Origin of the sequence: Streptomyces sp. NPDC001717 (assembly GCF_042892775.1) — a bacterium.
Taxonomy (GTDB): domain Bacteria; phylum Actinomycetota; class Actinomycetes; order Streptomycetales; family Streptomycetaceae; genus Streptomyces.
The window spans coordinates 176,012-192,113 of sequence record NZ_JBIAUK010000005.1; the positions used below are offsets into that span (position 1 = coordinate 176,012).

Genomic DNA, 16,102 nt, shown 5'->3' on the forward strand with positions numbered 1-16,102 from the left:
GTCAGGCCCCTGCCTTGCTGAGGACTGTGGGCGCTTCGAGGTCCTTGTGGAGCTCGAGCTGGTTGCGCCGGTTGGGGATGATGCCTTCGGGGCGCAGGCGCATCAGGATGATGAGAGCGACGCCGAAGGCGAGGAGCTGGTAGTCGCCGAGGAACTGCATCTTGTTCGGGATGAGGAAGAGCAGTGAGCCGCCGACGAGGGGTCCGCTGATGGTGCCCATGCCGCCGAGGACGACCGCGGCGAGGAGGAAGGCGGAGTTCGGGGGGACGGCGTTGGCGAACACGTACTGGTCGGGGGTGACCGTGTAGTTGACGTGTGCCTGGACGGCTCCGGCGAGGCCGGCGAGGGTGGCGCCGAGGGCGAAGGCGATGAGCTTGACGCGGAAGCCGTTGATGCCCATGGCTTCGGCGGCGGTCTCGTCTTCGCGGATGGCGACCCAGGCGCGGCCGATGCGGGATTCGGCGCTGCGGCGGAAGACCATGATCACGATGAGGGTGACCAGGAGCATCAGCAGGAAGTAGTTGGCGAAGCGGCCGATGGTGAATCCGGCGATGGTGTGGCTGGCGCCGAAGTCGAATCCGAAGAGGTCGACGTTGGGGATGCCGGCGATGCCGTTGGGGCCGTTGGTGATGTCGGGGCCGGAGGTGCCGTCGAGGTTGTTCATCGAGATGCGGAAGATCTCTCCGAAGCCCAGGGTGACGATGGCGAGGTAGTCGCCGCGCAGTCGCAGGGTGGGGGCGCCGATGAGGACGCCGAAGATCATGGATGCGCCGGCGCCGATGAGGAGTGCGGCCCAGAAGGGGAGGTGCACGCCGAAGGGGGAGTTGGGGGAGCCGGAGACCATGGCCGCGGTGTAGGCGCCGACTCCGAGGAAGGCGACGTAGCCGAGGTCGAGGAGGCCGGTGAGGCCGACGACGATGTTCAGGCCGAGGGCGACGGTGGCGAAGACGAGGATGTTGACGCCGAGGGTCGCGTACTGGTCGTCGGTCTGGGTGAGCGGGAAGGCGGCGGCCGCGGCGAAGGCGCCGACGAGGGCGACGTTGCGGTGCTTGGCGGTGAGCGCGGTGAAGCGGGCCACCAGGCCGGCCTTGTTGAGGGCGGCGAAGCCGAAGCAGGCGGTGATCAGGAAGCCGATGAAGAGTTCCTGGTACGGGGTGGTGATGCCGTAGGTGAAGACGCCGAGGGTGAGGGCGAGGACGGCGGCGATCAGGAGGATCTCGGTCCAGGCCGGGAGGGGCTTGGCGGGCCGGGGGGTGTCGGCGGCGAGGGCGGCCTTGACGGTCGTCCAGCGGTTGCCGAGGTGGTGCTTGCGCTGTTCCCAGGCGCTGTCGTCGGGGTCGGGGCCTTCGAGGACGGGGTGCTCGAAGGGGAGTGCGAGGGCGCCGACGAGGGCGAGGAGGGAGGTGGCCGCGACGGCGAAGCCGCCGGGCTCGAGGTTGACGACGCCGCCGAGGGTGGTGGTGATCGAGATGACCGTGTACCAGGCGGTGGCGAAGGCGGCGAGCGCGGCGAGCTTGATGGCCGCGTCGGTGCCGGCGGGGGCGAGCCAGCCGAGGCCCTTGACTCCGTAGGAGGCGAGGCCGAAGAGGGTGGTGAGGACGCCGCCGATGAAGACGAGCCACTGGAGGCCGCCGGGGTAACCGACGACGGTGAGGTTGCCGGGGTAGGCGGCGGTCCAGGTCCAGGAGAGGAAGCAGGAGATGACGGTGAGGGCGCCGCCTGCGGTGGCGAGGGCGCGGGCCGTCTTCTCGGGGAGGGCTATGAGGCCTCGGACGGGGGTGGTGGTCACGTTGGACGTGGTGTCTGCGGTGGTGGTCGTCATCTTTCTCACGCCCTGTCCGCCACGCGCTCGCCCAGCAGGCCCTGTGGCCGGAAGAGGAGCACGAGGATGAGGAGTACGAACGCCCAGGTGTTGCCCCAGGACTGGCCGCCGAGCTGCTGCATGCCGGGTACGTCGGCGACGTAGGCGGTGGTCAGCGTTTCGGCGAGGCCGAGGACGATGCCGCCGATCATGGCGCCGTAGATGTTTCCGATGCCGCCGAGGACGGCTGCGGTGAAGGCCTTGAGGCCGAGGAGGAAGCCCATCTTGAAGTTGACTTCGCCGTACTTGAGGCCGTAGGCGACGGCTCCGATGGCGGCGAAGGCGGCGCCGAGGGCGAACGCGACCGTGATGATGCGGTCGGTGTTGATGCCCATGAGCTTGGCGGTGTCCGGGTCCTGCGCGGTGGCCTGCATGCCGCGGCCGGTGCGGGTCTTCTTGACGAAGAAGCCGAGGAAGGCCATGGAGACGGGGGCGGCGAGGAGGAGGAAGACGTCACCGGTCTGGATGGTGATGCTGCCGATGTGGAACGGTCCGCCGGGGATCTCGGGGAAGACGATGGAGGACTTCGCGTCGGGGTACCAGGCCCACACCGCCTGCTGGAGGGCGAGGGAGAGGCCGATGGCGGTGATGAGCGGGGCGAGGCGGGGGGCTGAGCGCAGTGGCCGGTAGGCGAAGCGTTCGGCGCCTACGGCTATGAGGGTGGCGACGAGGATCGCGCCTATGAGCATGAGGGGCAGGGCGATCCACATGGTGGTGCCACCGGGGAGCATCAGCCAGACCGTGAGGGCTCCGAACCCGCCGGTCATGAAGATCTCGCCGTGGGCGAAGTTGATGAGCTGGACGATGCCATAGACCATCGTGTAGCCGATGGCGACGAGCCCGTACATGGATCCCAGTAGCAGGCCGTTGACCAGCTGTTGCGGCAGTTCGTGCACCGCAGGTCCTCCGAGTCTTTCGACGGATGTGACACCGCGCGGGGCGCATTGTGCGCGCCCCGCGCGGCAATGAGGGGTGGGGCTAGCGAGTCAGCGAGCTAGCCGCCGGTGATGGTCAGCCGCCGAAGGTGCCGGACTCGACGGACTTCCAGTCGGTGCCCTCGACCTTGTAGACGGTGAGCTGCTTGTTGGTGGCGTCGCCGTACTCGTCGAAGGAGACCTTGCCGGTCACGCCCTCGAAGGAGACGCCCTGGACGGCTTCGAGGACCTTGGCGCGGGCGTCGCTGGGGAGCTTGCCGTTGTTGGCGTCGACGACCTTCTTGACGGCCTCGATGACGGCCCAGGCGGAGTCGTAGGAGTAGCCGCCGTAGGCCGCGAACGGGTCCTTGTAGCCGGCCTTCTTGTAGTTGTCGACGAAGTCCTTGGCGGAGGGCAGGCTCTCGACGGGGGCGCCGACGGAGGTGGCGAGGTCGCCCGCGGCGCTGTCGCCGCCCGCGAGCTCGACGTACTTCTTGTCGTAGATGCCGTCGCCGCCGACGAGCGGGATGTTGGCGCCGCTGGCCTTGATCTGCTTGCTGAGCGGGCCGGCCGCGGGGTACTCGCCGCCGTAGTAGACGACGTCGGCGCCGGAGCTCTTGACCTGGGTCACGATCGCCGAGAAGTCCTTGGACTCGGGGTCGATGTGGCCCTCGCCGGCGACGGCGCCGCCGAGCTTGGTGAACTCGCCCTTGAAGGTTCCGGCGAGGCCGGCGCCGTAGGTCTTCTTGTCATCGATGATGAAGACCTTCTTCTTGCCCGCCTTGTTGAAGAGGTACTGCGCCGCGAACGGGCCCTGGATGGCGTCCGTGGTGGCGGTGCGGAAGTAGCTCTTGTAGGTGCGGACCTTGGTGCCCTCGGCCCACTTGGGGCCCTGGGTCAGGGACGGGCTGGTGTTGGCCGGGGAGATCTGGGCCAGCTTGGCGTCGTCGAAGACCTTCTGCATGGACTCGGAGACCGAGGAGTTCAGCGGGCCGACGACGCCGAGGACGTCCTTGTTGGCCGTGAGCTTGGTGGCGTTCTGCTGGCCGGAGGAGGCCTGCGCCTGGTCGTCGAGGGCTTCGATCTTGAAGGTGATGCCCTTGACGTAGCCCTTCTCGTTGGCCTGCTTGGCCGCGAGGTCGGCGGAGTTCTTGATGCCGAGGCCGAGGGCCGAGAGGTCGCCCGTCAGGGGGGCGTCGACGCCGATGACGACCGTGGTGCCGCCGCCGTCGGCGGTGGCTCCGCCCTTGGCGTCGCGGGAGCCGCAGGCGGTGAGAGTGAGGGCGCCCGCAGCGAGGGCGGCGGTCACGGCGATGAGCTGACGATGACGCACGATCAGTCCTTTCCTGGCGCCGCGTCCCCCGTGGGACGCGTCGAGTCGAACGCGGGGAACCGAACTGAAGGAAATCCGGCGGTCGCGGTAACTGGCGGTGACTCTAGGCGGCGGATCGCGGGTTATGGAGGGCTGAGGCCAATGATGTGACTCTCTTGTTATGCCACGGCGTAATGCATAGCGGATGTCTGCGGGTGGAACGGGGGAATTCAGGCCGTTTCGTCTTGTCCACATTCTGAGACAGGTGAGGATCAAACCTCGGTTTAGCTGCTGTCTTGCCAGGACTCTGGCGGTTTTTGGTCATGACGACGGGGTGGGGGTCTCGTCTCGATCTTCGGGACACGCCCTGGTCAGAGCCGCGGAAAGATCCCTGGCATAACGGTCACCGGGGATGTAACTGTGATCCTCTTTCTGGAATCCATTACTGAGGGTTACTTCAAGGAAAGGGAGTCCGGAATTCCGTGCCACATGCACGCAGTCTTCCGTTCGGAAGAGCACCGCGAGGTCGCGCGCCTCTCCGGGACCGACCGTGACCGGCAGCGGTGGCCGGATCGTCACGCTCAGCGCTCGTGACGGCTGGCCGATCCGATCCACCGTGACGGGGTTGCCGGCCCTGTTCCGTACACGGACGGTGAGCGCGAACGCGCTGCCGTCGGGGGTCGGTTCCAGTGGCTCCATGTAGGTGAGGGCCACGGATTGCGACGGGGCGGGCGGCGGCGGGGCCGCGACCGGCGCCGGCCTCGTGGCGTACCAGCGGGCCGCGCCGGCGGCCAGCACGGCCGCGGCCGCCGCGGCGAGAAAGGCCCGGCGGTGGCGGGCGTACCGCTCGCCGAGCCAGGCTGATCCGCGGGTGGCGGGCGTACGGGGCGACGCGGGCGGGCGTTCGAGGCCCTCGGTGCCGTCGCCGGGCTCGACGGGCCCTATGCCGCCGCTCACCAGGGGCCGCCGGTCGGGGTGCCCGTGCGGTAGCGGTCGGCGCAGCGGCTCGCGGCCTCGCGGGCGGTGAACTCGGCCGCGGCGGCGGGGCCGTTGGTGCGCTGCTCGGCCCTGGCTCCGTCGAGGACGGTGCGCAGGATCTCGTTCTGGCCGCCGGACAGGCCCATGGCCTGGTAGTCGAGGCCGACGGTGTCCCGGCCTTGGTCGGCGTCGAGGATCACTCCGGCCCAGTGGGTGATCAGGGCGGTGCACAGGTCCTGGGGGGAGGTGGTGTGCGCGGTGGGGGTCTCGGAGGCGGAGGGGCTCGGTCCGCACGAAAGGAGCGCGGCGGCCAGGAGCGTCGTCGCCGCGCAGGCGGTCGTGCCGCGCCGCGGCGCCGGTCCCGATCCCATGCGGGAACGCTAGACCGGCGCCGGTGGCTGCACAACTGCTCGTATCGGCCGGGTTGTTAAGAGTCCGTGTCGCGCAGCAGGCAGGTGAGGCGGGCGGTGCAGACCCGGCGGTCCTCCTCGTCGCTGATGACGATCTCGTAGGTGGTGGTGGAGCGGCCGCGGTGGATGGGGGTGGCGACGCCGGTGACGGTGCCGGAGCGCACTCCGCGGTGGTGGGTGCAGTTGAGGTCGACGCCGACGGCGATCTTGTCGATGCCGCCGTGCATCATGGCGCCGACGGAGCCGAGGGTCTCGGCGAGGACGGCGGAGGCGCCGCCGTGGAGGAGTCCGTAGGGCTGGGTGTTGCCCTTGACGGGCATGGTGGCCACGACGCGTTCGGCGGAGGCCTCCAGGATGCGGATCTCCATGCGTTGGCCGAGGGCGCCCGCGGAGAACAGTGCGGGCAGGTCGATGCCCTTGGCGGCGTACTGGTCGAGTACGTCCTGGGGGAACTTCACTGCGTGGTCGTGACCCATGGGCCGGCTCCGTTCGTCAACGCTCGTTAACCTGATGGTCCTGGGGTCGTTCTATCAGGCCGGGTCAGGGGTGGATCGGGCCGGTTCGAAGCGGATGACGACGGACTTGCTCGCGGGGGTGTTGCTGGTGTCCGCGGTGGAGTCGAGGGGGACCAGTACGTTCGTCTCGGGGTAGTAGGCGGCGGCGCAGCCGCGGGCGGTGGGGTAGTGCACGACGCGGAAGCCGGGTGCGCGCCGTTCGACGCCGTCCTTCCATTCGCCGACGAGGTCGGTGTAGGAGCCGTCGGCGAGTCCGAGTGCGGCGGCGTCGGCGGGGTGGACCATGACGACGCGGCGGCCTCCGGTGATGCCGCGGTAGCGGTCGTCGAGGCCGTAGACGGTGGTGTTGTACTGGTCGTGGCTGCGCAGGGTCTGCAGGAGCAGTCGGCCCTCGGGGACGCGGGGGTATTCGACGGGTGCGGCGGTGAAGTTGGCCTTGCCGGTCTTGGTGGGGAAGCGGCGTTCGTCGCGGGGGGCGTGGGGGAGCCGGAAGCCGCCGGGGTGGGCGATGCGGGTGTTGAAGTCCTCGAAGCCGGCGATGACGCGGGCGATCCGGTCGCGGATGGAGGCGTAGTCCTTCTCGAACTCCTCCCACGGGGTCTTGGAGGTGTCGCCGAGGACGGCGCGGGCCATGCGGGCGACGATCGCGGGTTCGGAGAGCAGGTGGGGGCTCGCGGGGGCGAGGTTGCCGCGGGAGGCGTGGACCATGCCCATGGAGTCCTCGACGGTGACGAACTGCTTGCCGGAGGCCTGGACGTCCTTGTCGGTGCGGCCGAGGGTCGGCAGGATCAGGGCGCGCCTGCCGGTGACGGCGTGGGAGCGGTTGAGCTTGGTGGAGACGTGGACGGTCAGGGAGGCGCGGCGGATCGCGGCTTCGGTGACGTCGGTGTCGGGGGTGGCGCCGACGAAGTTGCCGCCCATGGCGAAGAGGACCTTGGCCCGGCCGTCGCGCAGGGCCTGGATGGAGCGGACGACGTCGTAGCCGTGTGCGCGCGGCGAGGTGATGCCGAATTCGAGGTCGAGGGCGTCGAGGAAGGCGGGGGCGGGGCGTTCGAAGATGCCCATGGTGCGGTCGCCCTGGACGTTGGAGTGGCCGCGGACGGGGCAGACGCCGGCGCCGGGGCGGCCGATGTTGCCGCGCAGGAGGAGGAGGTTGACGACCTCGCGGATGGTGGCGACGCCGTGCTTGTGCTGGGTGAGGCCCATGGCCCAGCAGACGATGGTGCGCTCGGAGGCCAGGATCATGGCGAGGGCGCGTTCGATCTCGGGGCGGGTCAGGCCGGTGGCGGTGAGGGTTTCGGCCCAGTCCGCTTCCGCGGCTGCGGCGACGAGTTCCTCGTAGCCGTGGGTGTGCTCGCGGATGAAGGTCTCGTCGGTGGCGCCCTCGGTCTCGATGACGAGCTTGTTGAGGAGGCGGAAGAGGGCCTGGTCGCCGCCGATGCGGATCTGGAGGAAGAGGTCGTTGAGGGCGGTGCCCTTGAGCATGCCGACGGGGGTCTGGGGGTTCTTGAACCGCTCCATGCCGGCCTCGGGCAGCGGGTTCACCGAGATGATCTTCGCGCCGGCCGTTTTGGCCTTCTCCAGGGCGGAGAGCATGCGCGGGTGGTTGGTGCCCGGGTTCTGTCCGGCGACGATGATCAGGTCGGCCTGGTGGAGGTCTTCGAGGGAGACGCTGCCCTTGCCGATCCCTATGGTCTCCGTCAGTGCGGAGCCCGAGGACTCGTGGCACATGTTGGAGCAGTCGGGCAGGTTGTTGGTGCCGAACTCGCGGGCGAAGAGCTGGAAGAGGAACGCGGCCTCGTTGCTGGTGCGGCCCGAGGTGTAGAAGAGGGCCTCGTCGGGGGAGTCGAGGGCGGTCAGCTCCTCCGCGATGATCGCGAAGGCCCGTTCCCAGGTGACGGCCTCGTACCGGTCGGAGCCCTCGGCGAGGTACACGGGTTCGGTGATGCGGCCCTGCTGGCCGAGCCAGTACCCGGAGCGCGTGGCGAGGTCGGGGAGGGGGTGCGCGGCGAAGAAGGCGGGGGTGACGCGGCGCAGCGTGGCTTCCTCGGCGACGGCCTTGGCGCCGTTCTCGCAGAATTCGGCGGTGTGGCGCTTGTCGCCCTCGGGCCAGGCGCAGCCGGGACAGTCGAAGCCGTCCTTCTGGTTGACCTTGAGCAGGGTGCGGGCGGTGCGGGCCAGGCCCATCTGCTGCTGCGCGATCTTCAGGGTGTGCCCGATGGCGGGCAGGCCTGCTGCCGCGTGCTTGGGCGGTGTGACCTGCGGTGCGTCCTGTACCGGATCACCTGTGGGCGGCTTGGTCGCCATCGCGCTCCCCTTCGAGCGTACGTACGGGCGCAGCACGTGTGGCCGCGTCCGTCGATCCTTGCACGCCGCACGGGGATCGGGGAGGGCGGTTCGGTGCTCGGCGGGCTCCGGTCGGGTGCGCCGGGGGCGTCCGGTGGGGCGGATGCGCCGGGGGAGGTTGCGGGCCGGAATTGTCGGTGGGGGCGCCTAGGATCGGGGGCGTGGCAGATTCAGCATCGAAGAAGACCGACCAGACGACCGCAGCGGACCGCCCCCGCCTGATGCTCATGGACGGGCACTCCCTGGCGTACCGGGCGTTCTTCGCGCTGCCCGCGGAGAACTTCACGACCGCGACGGGGCAGCCGACCAACGCCATCTACGGCTTCGCGTCGATGCTGGCGAACACGCTGCGCGACGAGGCGCCCACGCACTTCGCGGTGGCGTTCGACGTGTCCCGCAAGACGTGGCGTTCGACGGAGTTCCCCGAGTACAAGGCGAACCGTTCCAAGACGCCGGACGAGTTCAAGGGGCAGGTCGAGCTGATCGGCGAGCTCCTCGACGCGATGAAGGTGCCGCGGTTCGCGGTCGACGGCTTCGAGGCCGACGACGTGATCGCGACGCTGGCGACGCAGGCGGAGGCCCTCGGCTTCGACGTGCTGATCGTCACCGGCGACCGGGATTCCTTCCAGCTCGTCTCCGAGCACACCACCGTGCTGTACCCGACCAAGGGCGTCTCCGAGCTGACCCGGTTCACGCCGGAGAAGGTGGAGGAGAAGTACGGCCTCACCCCGCAGCAGTACCCGGACTTCGCGGCGCTGCGCGGTGACCCGTCCGACAACCTGCCGGGCATCCCCGGCGTCGGCGAGAAGACCGCCGCCAAGTGGATCACCCAGTTCGGGTCGTTCGCGGAGCTCGTGGAGCGTGCGGAGGAGGTCAAGGGCAAGGCCGGGCAGAACTTCCGGGACCACCTGGAGGCCGTCAAGCTGAACCGGGTCCTGACCGAGATGGTCAAGGACGTCGAGCTGCCCAAGACGCCGGCCGACCTGGCCCGCGCGCCCTACGACCGGTCCGCGGTGACCGGTGTGCTGGACGTGCTGGAGATCCGCAACGCCTCGCTGCGCGAGCGGCTGCTCGCGGTGGACCCGGGCGCGCAGGAGGAGCAGGCGCCGGCGCCGACGGCCGCGGGCGTGGAACTCGACGGCTCCGTGCTGGGCGCGGGCGAGCTGGCTCCGTGGCTGGAGGCGCACGCGGGCGGTCCGCTCGGTGTGGCGACGGTCGACAGCTGGGCGCTGGGCCAGGGCAACGTCGCCGAGATCGCGCTGGCCGCCGCCGGGGGCGCGGCCGCCTGGTTCGAGCCGTCCGGCCTGGACGAGGCGGACGAGCGGGCGTTCGCGGCCTGGGCCGCCGATGTGGCGAAGCCGAAGGTCGTGCACAACGCCAAGGGCCTGATGCGGGTGTTCCCCGAGCACGGCTGGTCGCTGGACGGCGTCACCATGGACACCGCGCTCGCCGCGTACCTGGTCAAGCCGGGCCGCCGGTCCTTCGCGCTGGACGTGCTGTCCAACGAGTACCTGCACCGCGAGCTGGCGCCGGCCGCCGCCGACGGGCAGTTGGCGTTCGGCGCCGACGACACGGCCGAGGCGGAGGCGCTGATGGCGCAGGCCCGCGCGGTCCTGGACCTCGGCGACGCCTTCACCGACAAGCTCGACGAGGTCGGCGCGGCGGAGCTGCTCCACGACATGGAGCTGCCGACGTCCGAGCTGCTGGCGCGGATGGAGCGGGCCGGCATCGCCGCCGACCGCGATCACCTGGAGGCCATGGAGCAGCAGTTCGCGGGCGCCGTGCAGCAGGCCGTGAAGGAGGCGCACGCGGCGGTCGGGCACGAGTTCAACCTCGGCTCGCCCAAGCAGCTCCAGGAGGTGTTCTTCGGCGAGCTGGACCTGCCGAAGACGAAGAAGACGAAGACCGGCTACACCACGGACGCGGACGCGCTGGCCTGGCTGGCCACGCAGACCGACCACGAACTGCCCGTGATCATGCTGCGGCACCGGGAGCAGGCCAAGCTGCGGGTCACCGTCGAGGGCCTGGTCAAGACGATCGCCGCCGACGGTCGGGTGCACACGAGCTTCAGCCAGACGGTCGCCGCGACCGGCCGGCTGTCGTCCACGGACCCGAACCTGCAGAACGTGCCGGTGCGCACGGACGAGGGCCGGGCGATCCGCCGAGGGTTCGTCGTCGGCGAGGGCTTCGAGACCCTCATGACGGCCGACTACAGCCAGATCGAGCTGCGCGTGATGGCGCACCTCTCCGAGGACGAGGGCCTGATCGAGGCGTTCGCCTCCGGTGAGGACCTGCACACCACCGTCGCCTCCCAGGTGTTCGGCGTGGAGCGCTCGCAGGTCGACGCCGAGATGCGCCGCAAGATCAAGGCGATGTCGTACGGTCTGGCGTACGGGCTGTCCGCGTTCGGTCTCGCGCAGCAGCTGAACATCGAGCCCGCCGAGGCGCGCGGTCTGATGGAGACCTTCTTCGAGCGGTTCGGCGGGGTCCGCGAGTACCTCCAGCGCGTGGTCGACGAGGCCCGTGCCACCGGCTACACGGCCACGATCTTCGGCCGTCGCCGGTACCTGCCGGACCTCAACAGCGACAACCGCCAGCGCCGAGAGGCCGCCGAGCGGATGGCGCTCAACGCCCCGATCCAGGGCACCGCGGCGGACATCGTCAAGGTCGCGATGCTGCGCGTGGACAAGGCGATCGTCGAGGCGGGGCTGGCGTCGCGGATGCTGCTCCAGGTCCACGACGAAATCGTGCTGGAGATCGCCCCGGGCGAGCGGGAGCGGGTGGAGGAGCTGGTGCGCCGCGAGATGGGCGCCGCCGTCGAGCTCCGGGCGCCGCTGGACGTGTCCGTGGGCGTCGGCTCCGACTGGGAGTCCGCCGCGCACTGATCGTCGTACGGCCCGCCGACGCCCGTCCCCGCCTACGCGGTGGGGACGGGCGTTCGCGTTTCCTCATCCGAGTCCGAGTCCGAGTCCGAGTCCGACCGGTCCCGGGTCGGGCGGTGGCGCAGCCGTACGAGGGTCCCGTACAGGAGCAGGCCCACGGTGAGGCCGCCGCCCGCGCCGAAGCAGATGGTGGGGATGATGTCGAGCGGGGTGTGGATCGCGTCGAAGAAGGTGAAGAAGCGCAGCACGCGCATCGTGATCCCGACGGCCGTGCACACGAGGACCAGCCCGAGCGCGCCCCACAGTTCGGCCCGGCCGAGCACGGGGACGGAAGCCGGCTGCGGGGAGGCCGGCAGCCGCCGCAGCGCCGTCGCCGTGAACCACAGCAGGACGCAGGCCGCGATCGCCGAACCTCCGTACTGCAGGTACAGGTAGAGGGGGAAGCCGAACGCGAGGGGCCTGCCCAGGTCCAGCGCGTTGGTGCCCCACCGGTCGAGGTGCGTGAAGCTGTCCCACACCACGTGCGTGCAGGAGCCGATGACCGCCGAGAGGTAGAACCACAGCGCCAGCGAGGGGAGTCGACGGCCGCGCCAGTCCTCACCCCGTACGAAGGCGTGGACCTGGCCGCGCCGGCCGCGCGGGAGCAGCGCGAGCAGCGGTTCGCGCAGCAGCAGCCAGCACGCCGCGAGGGCGGCGGTGAGCGCGGCGTCGACGGTCACGATCCCGGGCAGCGAGTGCGCGAAGACCCCGTACGGCTTGAGGCTCGCGACGAGGGTGGCCGCGAAGTAGAAGGTGTCCGGGGCGAAGGATCCGAGGACCAGCGCGGAGCCGACGAGGGGACCGCGCGCACGCCCGGTGCGGCGGACGGCCGGCAGCACGGCGGCCGCGTGGCTCAGGGTGAACGGCATGGCGCGTCTCCTCGGTGAGTAGTGCCCGGTCAGTATGCGGCGACCCGTCCGTGACATCGGAAAGGACGCGTACGCGGCCCCGCGGGCTCCCGGGAGCGTCATGGGCCACGTCACATTCGCGGCCCGTCCGGTCGGACGGTTCTCATCTCGCGCCCGCGTTGCTACGGTGCCTCCGCCCTGACGCCCTATCAGATTCCGGAGGCCCGGCATGCGCGCAGTCATCGCCGCCGCCAGCGGGCTCGTCCTCGCGGTGCTCCTCGTCCTCGCCGTCACGGCGTTCGGGGCGCCCGAAGGAAAGACCTCACCCAAACCCCTGCTCACCACCGCGCCCGCCGCGCCCGGAAAGTAAAGAGGAGGGCCCGGCCGTGCGACGCAGAGCGAGCCTTGTCCTGTTGGCCCTGGCGGTCTTCTTCGCGGCCCTCGCGCCGCTGCTGCGCTGGTACGCGTACCCGCGGCTCGCCAAGATCCCGCCCGAGCAGTACCAGGAGATGGTCCTGGAGGCGAAGGACGCCACCCTGCTCGACTACACGGGCGGGATGCAGCCGAAGAAGGTCGACAAGGTCACCATCGTCCAGACCCTCAAGGGCAACGTCGAGGCCTCCAAGGAGATCGAGGCCGGCGCGGGCAAGGACGTGGTCGTCTGGGACACGCTGTCCTACATCATCGGCCCGGACGGGAAGATGGTCTCCCAGATCCCCGAGCGCTACATCTTCGACGCGCACACCCAGGCCCCGGTGCACGCCACCGGCGAGATGGTCGACGGGGACCCCGTCAAGCGCGAGGGCATCGAGTTCAAGTGGCCGTTCTTCACCGAGCCGCGCGACTACCTGTACTTCGACGCGCAGACCCGCACCTCGTCGCCCATGCACTACGTCGGCCCCCGCACCTACCGGGGCATGGAGGTCTACCTCTTCGAGCAGACCGTCCCGTGGACCAAGGTCCCCATGCCCAAGAAGATGCCGATCGAGGGCATCGACCCCTCCACGATCGAGGCCGCCACCGGCACCACCCTCTGGTACACGGTCAAGGCCCGGTTCTGGGTGGACCCGGTCACCGGGGCGCCGGTCAACGCCGAGCAGGACATCCAGCAGGAGATGCGCGGCGGCATCGCCGCCAGTGGCCCCGACGGCAAGCTCACCGCCTTCGCCGGGCACGTGACCATGCGCGAGGACTACGCCGCGTACACGCTCGACCTGGTCGCCGCCAACCGCACGAAGGTCCTCGCGCTCCACACGTACGCGCCGATCGGCCTGGCGGCCGGCGGGCTCGTGCTGCTCGGCCTCGCCCTGTGGCTGGAGGCCCGCGGCCGGCGGCTGCGGGACCCGGCGCCCGGGCTCAGCGCCTGAGCCGGGCGTTGGTGTGGCGGGTGGGCTCGGCGGTCGCCGGGTCCTCCGGCCACGGGTGCTTGGGGTAGCGGCCGCGCAGCTCGGCGCGTACGGCCTTGTAGCCGCCCTGCCAGAACGAGGCCAGGTCGGCGGTGACGGCGGCGGGGCGTCCGGCGGGCGACAGCAGGTGCACGAGCACCGGCACGCCGGCCACCTTCGGGGTCTCGGCCAGCCCGAACAGCTCCTGGAGCTTCACCGCGAGCACCGGCTGCCCGTGCTCCGCCGCGTAGTCCAGCCGGATCCGGGACCCGCTGGGCACCTCCAGCCGCTCCGGGGCCAGCTCGTCGAGGCGGGCGGCCTCGCCGGTGGCCCAGGGCAGCAGCCGGTTCAGGGCCTGCCCGGCGTCGATCCGCCCCAGGTCGGCGCGGCGCCGGGCACGGGACAGCTCGGGCTCCAGCCAGTCGTCGGCCCGCTCCAGCAGGGCGTCGTCGTCCTGTACGTCGGGCCAGGCGCCGCCGAGCGTGCGGTGCAGGAAGGCCAGCCGGGCCCGCAGCGCGTGCGCGTCCGCGGACCAGCGCAGCAGCCCGAGCCCCTCGGCGCGCAGGCCGTCGAGCAGGGCGGCCCGGACGAGCGCCGGGTCGGGCTCGCGCAGCGGACGCACGGCCAGCTCGATCGCCCCGAGCCGCTCGGCGGCCCGCGCGACGAGCTCCCCTCCCTCCCACCGGACCTCCTCGCCCTCCGTCAGCAGATGCCCGGCCGCGGCCCGGGCGGTCGCCTCGTCGACGACGGCGGCGAGCCGGATCCGCGCGGAGGCGGCATGCGGGGGCCGGTCGGCGACGGCCACGGCCAGCCAGGGCATCGTGCGCAGCGCGGATCCCTCCGCGACCTCGGCGGCGGTGCCGTTGGCCATGAGGAAGGCCGTCTCGTTCTTGGCGCGGGCCACCCGCTCGGGGAACGCGAGCGCGGCGACGAGCCCGGCGACGAGGTCGTCGGCTGCGGCGCCGCTGCCGGGGCGCTGCCCCGGACCCCGCTCCTCGAACGCCGGAGGGGCTGGATCTTGCCCGCCGCCGTCGGCAAATCCAGCCCCGCCGGCGTTTGAGGAGCGGGGGTTCGGGGGCGGAGCCCCCGCCGGGTCCGGGGCGGCGCGCTCCAGGCGGCGGGCCTCCGCCCGCCAGCGCGGGGCGTAGCCGTCGCCGCCCCGACGGGCCGCGCGCCACGCGGCCGCCAGATCGTCCCCGTACTCCCGCGGCGGCTCCTCGCTCAGCAGCGCCACCACCTCCGCCGCCCGCCGCGCCCCCACCGCCTCGGCGCCGTCCAGCAGCGCACGCGCCAGCCGCGGGTGCAGCCCGAGCCGCGCCATCCGCAGCCCCCGCCCGGTCGGCCGCCCCGCGGGGTCCACCGCGCCGACGGCCACCAGAACCTCCCGCGCGGCCGCCATCGCCCCGGCCGGCGGCGGGTCGGGCAGTGCCAACCCCGAGGCGTCCGGGTCACCCCAGCACGCCGCCTGCAAGGCGAACTGCGCCAGGTCCGCGATCTGGATCTCCGGGGAGGGGAAGGCCGGCAGCCGCCCGTCCTCCGCCTCGGCCCAGCACCGGTACACCGCGCCCGGCGCCTCACGCCCCGCCCGCCCGGCCCGCTGGCGGCCCGCCGCGCGCGAAGCCCGTACGGTCGCCAGCGCGCCCAGCCCCCGCGCGTGGTCCACGCGGGGCTCGCGGGCCAGCCCGCAGTCCACGACCACCCGCACCCCCGGAACGGTCAGGCTCGACTCGGCCACCGCCGTGGAGAGGATCACCCGGCGCCGCTCCGAGGCGGTCAGCGCCGCCTCCTGCACCGCCGCCGGGGCCCGGCCGTGGAGCTGCAGCACCTCCGCGTCCACCCCGCCCAGCAGGCCGGCGACCCGGGAGATCTCCCCGACCCCGGGCAGGAAGCACAGCACGTCCCCGGAACGTTCCGCCAGCGCCCGCCGCACCACCGACGCCACGTGCGTCAGCAGCGCGGGATCCACCCGCATCCCGTGCGGCGGCCGCACCGGCCGGGCCGGCGGCGCCCACACGGTCTCCACCGGGTACGAGACCCCGGCCGCCTCCACCACCGGAGCCCCGCCGAGCACGCGCGCCCACCCGGCCGCGTCCGTGGTCGCCGACGCAGCCACGAGCCGCAGCTCAGGCCGCAGGGTCTCCCGTACGTCGACGAGGAACGCGGCGACGGTGTCGGCGTCCAGGTGCCGCTCGTGGCACTCGTCCAGGACGACCACGTCCACGCCGGCCAGCTCCTGGTCCCGCTGGAGCCGCTGGAGCAGCACACCGGTGGTGACCACCTCGACCACGGTGTCGCGGCCCACGACCCGCTCCCCGCGCACCGTGAAGCCCACGGACCCGCCGACGGACTCGCCCAGCAGCCACGCCATCCGCCGGGCCGCCGCCCGGGCGGCGATCCGCCGGGGTTCGGCGACCACGACCCGCCGCCGCGGCCCGTCGCCGGCCAGGCCCGCCAGCGCCAGCGGGACCAGCGTGGTCTTGCCGGTGCCGGGCGGGGCGCAGAGCACGGCCGCGCCGTGCCCGTCCAGGGCGGAGGCGAGCGCGGGCACGGCCTCCCGTACGGGAAGGGAGTCGAGCGCGGACCGGCGGAGCCGGGAGGGCCGGCGGGTCAAG

12 protein-coding genes are annotated in these 16,102 nt (G+C 71.7%); 3 read left to right on the plus strand and 9 right to left on the minus strand.

Annotated elements, in window-relative coordinates:
• Position 1: 1 nt before the first annotated feature.
• The 7 genes from ACFYZL_RS12135 to ACFYZL_RS12165 all read right to left on the minus strand — a co-directional run bounded on the left by ACFYZL_RS12135 (position 2) and on the right by ACFYZL_RS12165 (position 8,297).
• Positions 2 to 1,822, minus strand: coding sequence for a branched-chain amino acid ABC transporter permease (locus tag ACFYZL_RS12135; protein ID WP_388678389.1), 1,821 nt, complete (start codon positions 1,820 to 1,822; stop codon positions 2 to 4).
• Between the two features lie 5 nt (positions 1,823 to 1,827).
• Positions 1,828 to 2,757 carry a branched-chain amino acid ABC transporter permease gene (locus ACFYZL_RS12140; RefSeq protein ID WP_384746521.1) on the minus strand — a complete coding sequence of 310 codons (930 nt, stop codon included), beginning with the start codon at positions 2,755 to 2,757 and terminating at the stop codon, positions 1,828 to 1,830.
• Between the two features lie 115 nt (positions 2,758 to 2,872).
• Positions 2,873 to 4,108, minus strand: coding sequence for a branched-chain amino acid ABC transporter substrate-binding protein (locus ACFYZL_RS12145; protein WP_384746520.1), 1,236 nt, complete (start codon positions 4,106 to 4,108; stop codon positions 2,873 to 2,875).
• 300 nt (positions 4,109 to 4,408) lie between these two features.
• Positions 4,409 to 5,044: a Tat pathway signal sequence domain protein gene (locus ACFYZL_RS12150; protein WP_388678392.1), complete on the minus strand. Its 636-nt coding sequence runs from the start codon at positions 5,042 to 5,044 to the stop codon at positions 4,409 to 4,411.
• A complete protein-coding gene (locus tag ACFYZL_RS12155; RefSeq protein WP_388678395.1) occupies positions 5,041 to 5,436 on the minus strand; it encodes a hypothetical protein in 396 nt (131 codons plus the stop codon). The genes ACFYZL_RS12150 and ACFYZL_RS12155 overlap by 4 nt, the downstream gene beginning before the upstream one ends.
• Positions 5,437 to 5,492: 56 nt before the next feature.
• Positions 5,493 to 5,951, minus strand: coding sequence for a PaaI family thioesterase (locus tag ACFYZL_RS12160; protein ID WP_388678398.1), 459 nt, complete (start codon positions 5,949 to 5,951; stop codon positions 5,493 to 5,495).
• Between the two features lie 54 nt (positions 5,952 to 6,005).
• A complete protein-coding gene (locus tag ACFYZL_RS12165; protein WP_384746516.1) occupies positions 6,006 to 8,297 on the minus strand; it encodes an FdhF/YdeP family oxidoreductase in 2,292 nt (763 codons plus the stop codon).
• Between the two features lie 200 nt (positions 8,298 to 8,497).
• Here ACFYZL_RS12165 and polA point away from each other — a divergent pair, with 200 nt between their 5' ends.
• Positions 8,498 to 11,221 (plus strand): DNA polymerase I, encoded by a 2,724-nt coding sequence (polA, locus tag ACFYZL_RS12170; RefSeq protein ID WP_384746515.1) that lies wholly within the window; start codon positions 8,498 to 8,500, stop codon positions 11,219 to 11,221.
• A gap of 32 nt (positions 11,222 to 11,253) precedes the next feature.
• On the opposite strand, the gene ACFYZL_RS12175 is transcribed toward polA, so the two are convergent.
• Entirely contained in the window at positions 11,254 to 12,126 is an 873-nt protein-coding gene (locus tag ACFYZL_RS12175) for a DUF4184 family protein (RefSeq protein ID WP_388678403.1), read from the minus strand.
• Positions 12,127 to 12,334: 208 nt separating this feature from the next.
• On the opposite strand from ACFYZL_RS12175, the gene ACFYZL_RS12180 reads away from it, so the two are divergent.
• Together ACFYZL_RS12180 and ACFYZL_RS12185 are read left to right on the plus strand one after the other, a co-directional pair.
• Positions 12,335 to 12,475 carry an SPW_0924 family protein gene (locus ACFYZL_RS12180; protein ID WP_384590499.1) on the plus strand — a complete coding sequence of 47 codons (141 nt, stop codon included), beginning with the start codon at positions 12,335 to 12,337 and terminating at the stop codon, positions 12,473 to 12,475.
• A 16-nt stretch (positions 12,476 to 12,491) separates the two neighbouring features.
• Positions 12,492 to 13,472: a DUF3068 domain-containing protein gene (locus ACFYZL_RS12185; protein WP_384746513.1), complete on the plus strand. Its 981-nt coding sequence runs from the start codon at positions 12,492 to 12,494 to the stop codon at positions 13,470 to 13,472.
• On the opposite strand, the gene ACFYZL_RS12190 is transcribed toward ACFYZL_RS12185, so the two are convergent.
• A complete protein-coding gene (locus tag ACFYZL_RS12190; RefSeq protein WP_388678407.1) occupies positions 13,462 to 16,101 on the minus strand; it encodes an ATP-dependent RNA helicase in 2,640 nt (879 codons plus the stop codon). The genes ACFYZL_RS12185 and ACFYZL_RS12190 overlap by 11 nt on opposite strands.
• Position 16,102 lies beyond the last annotated feature (1 nt).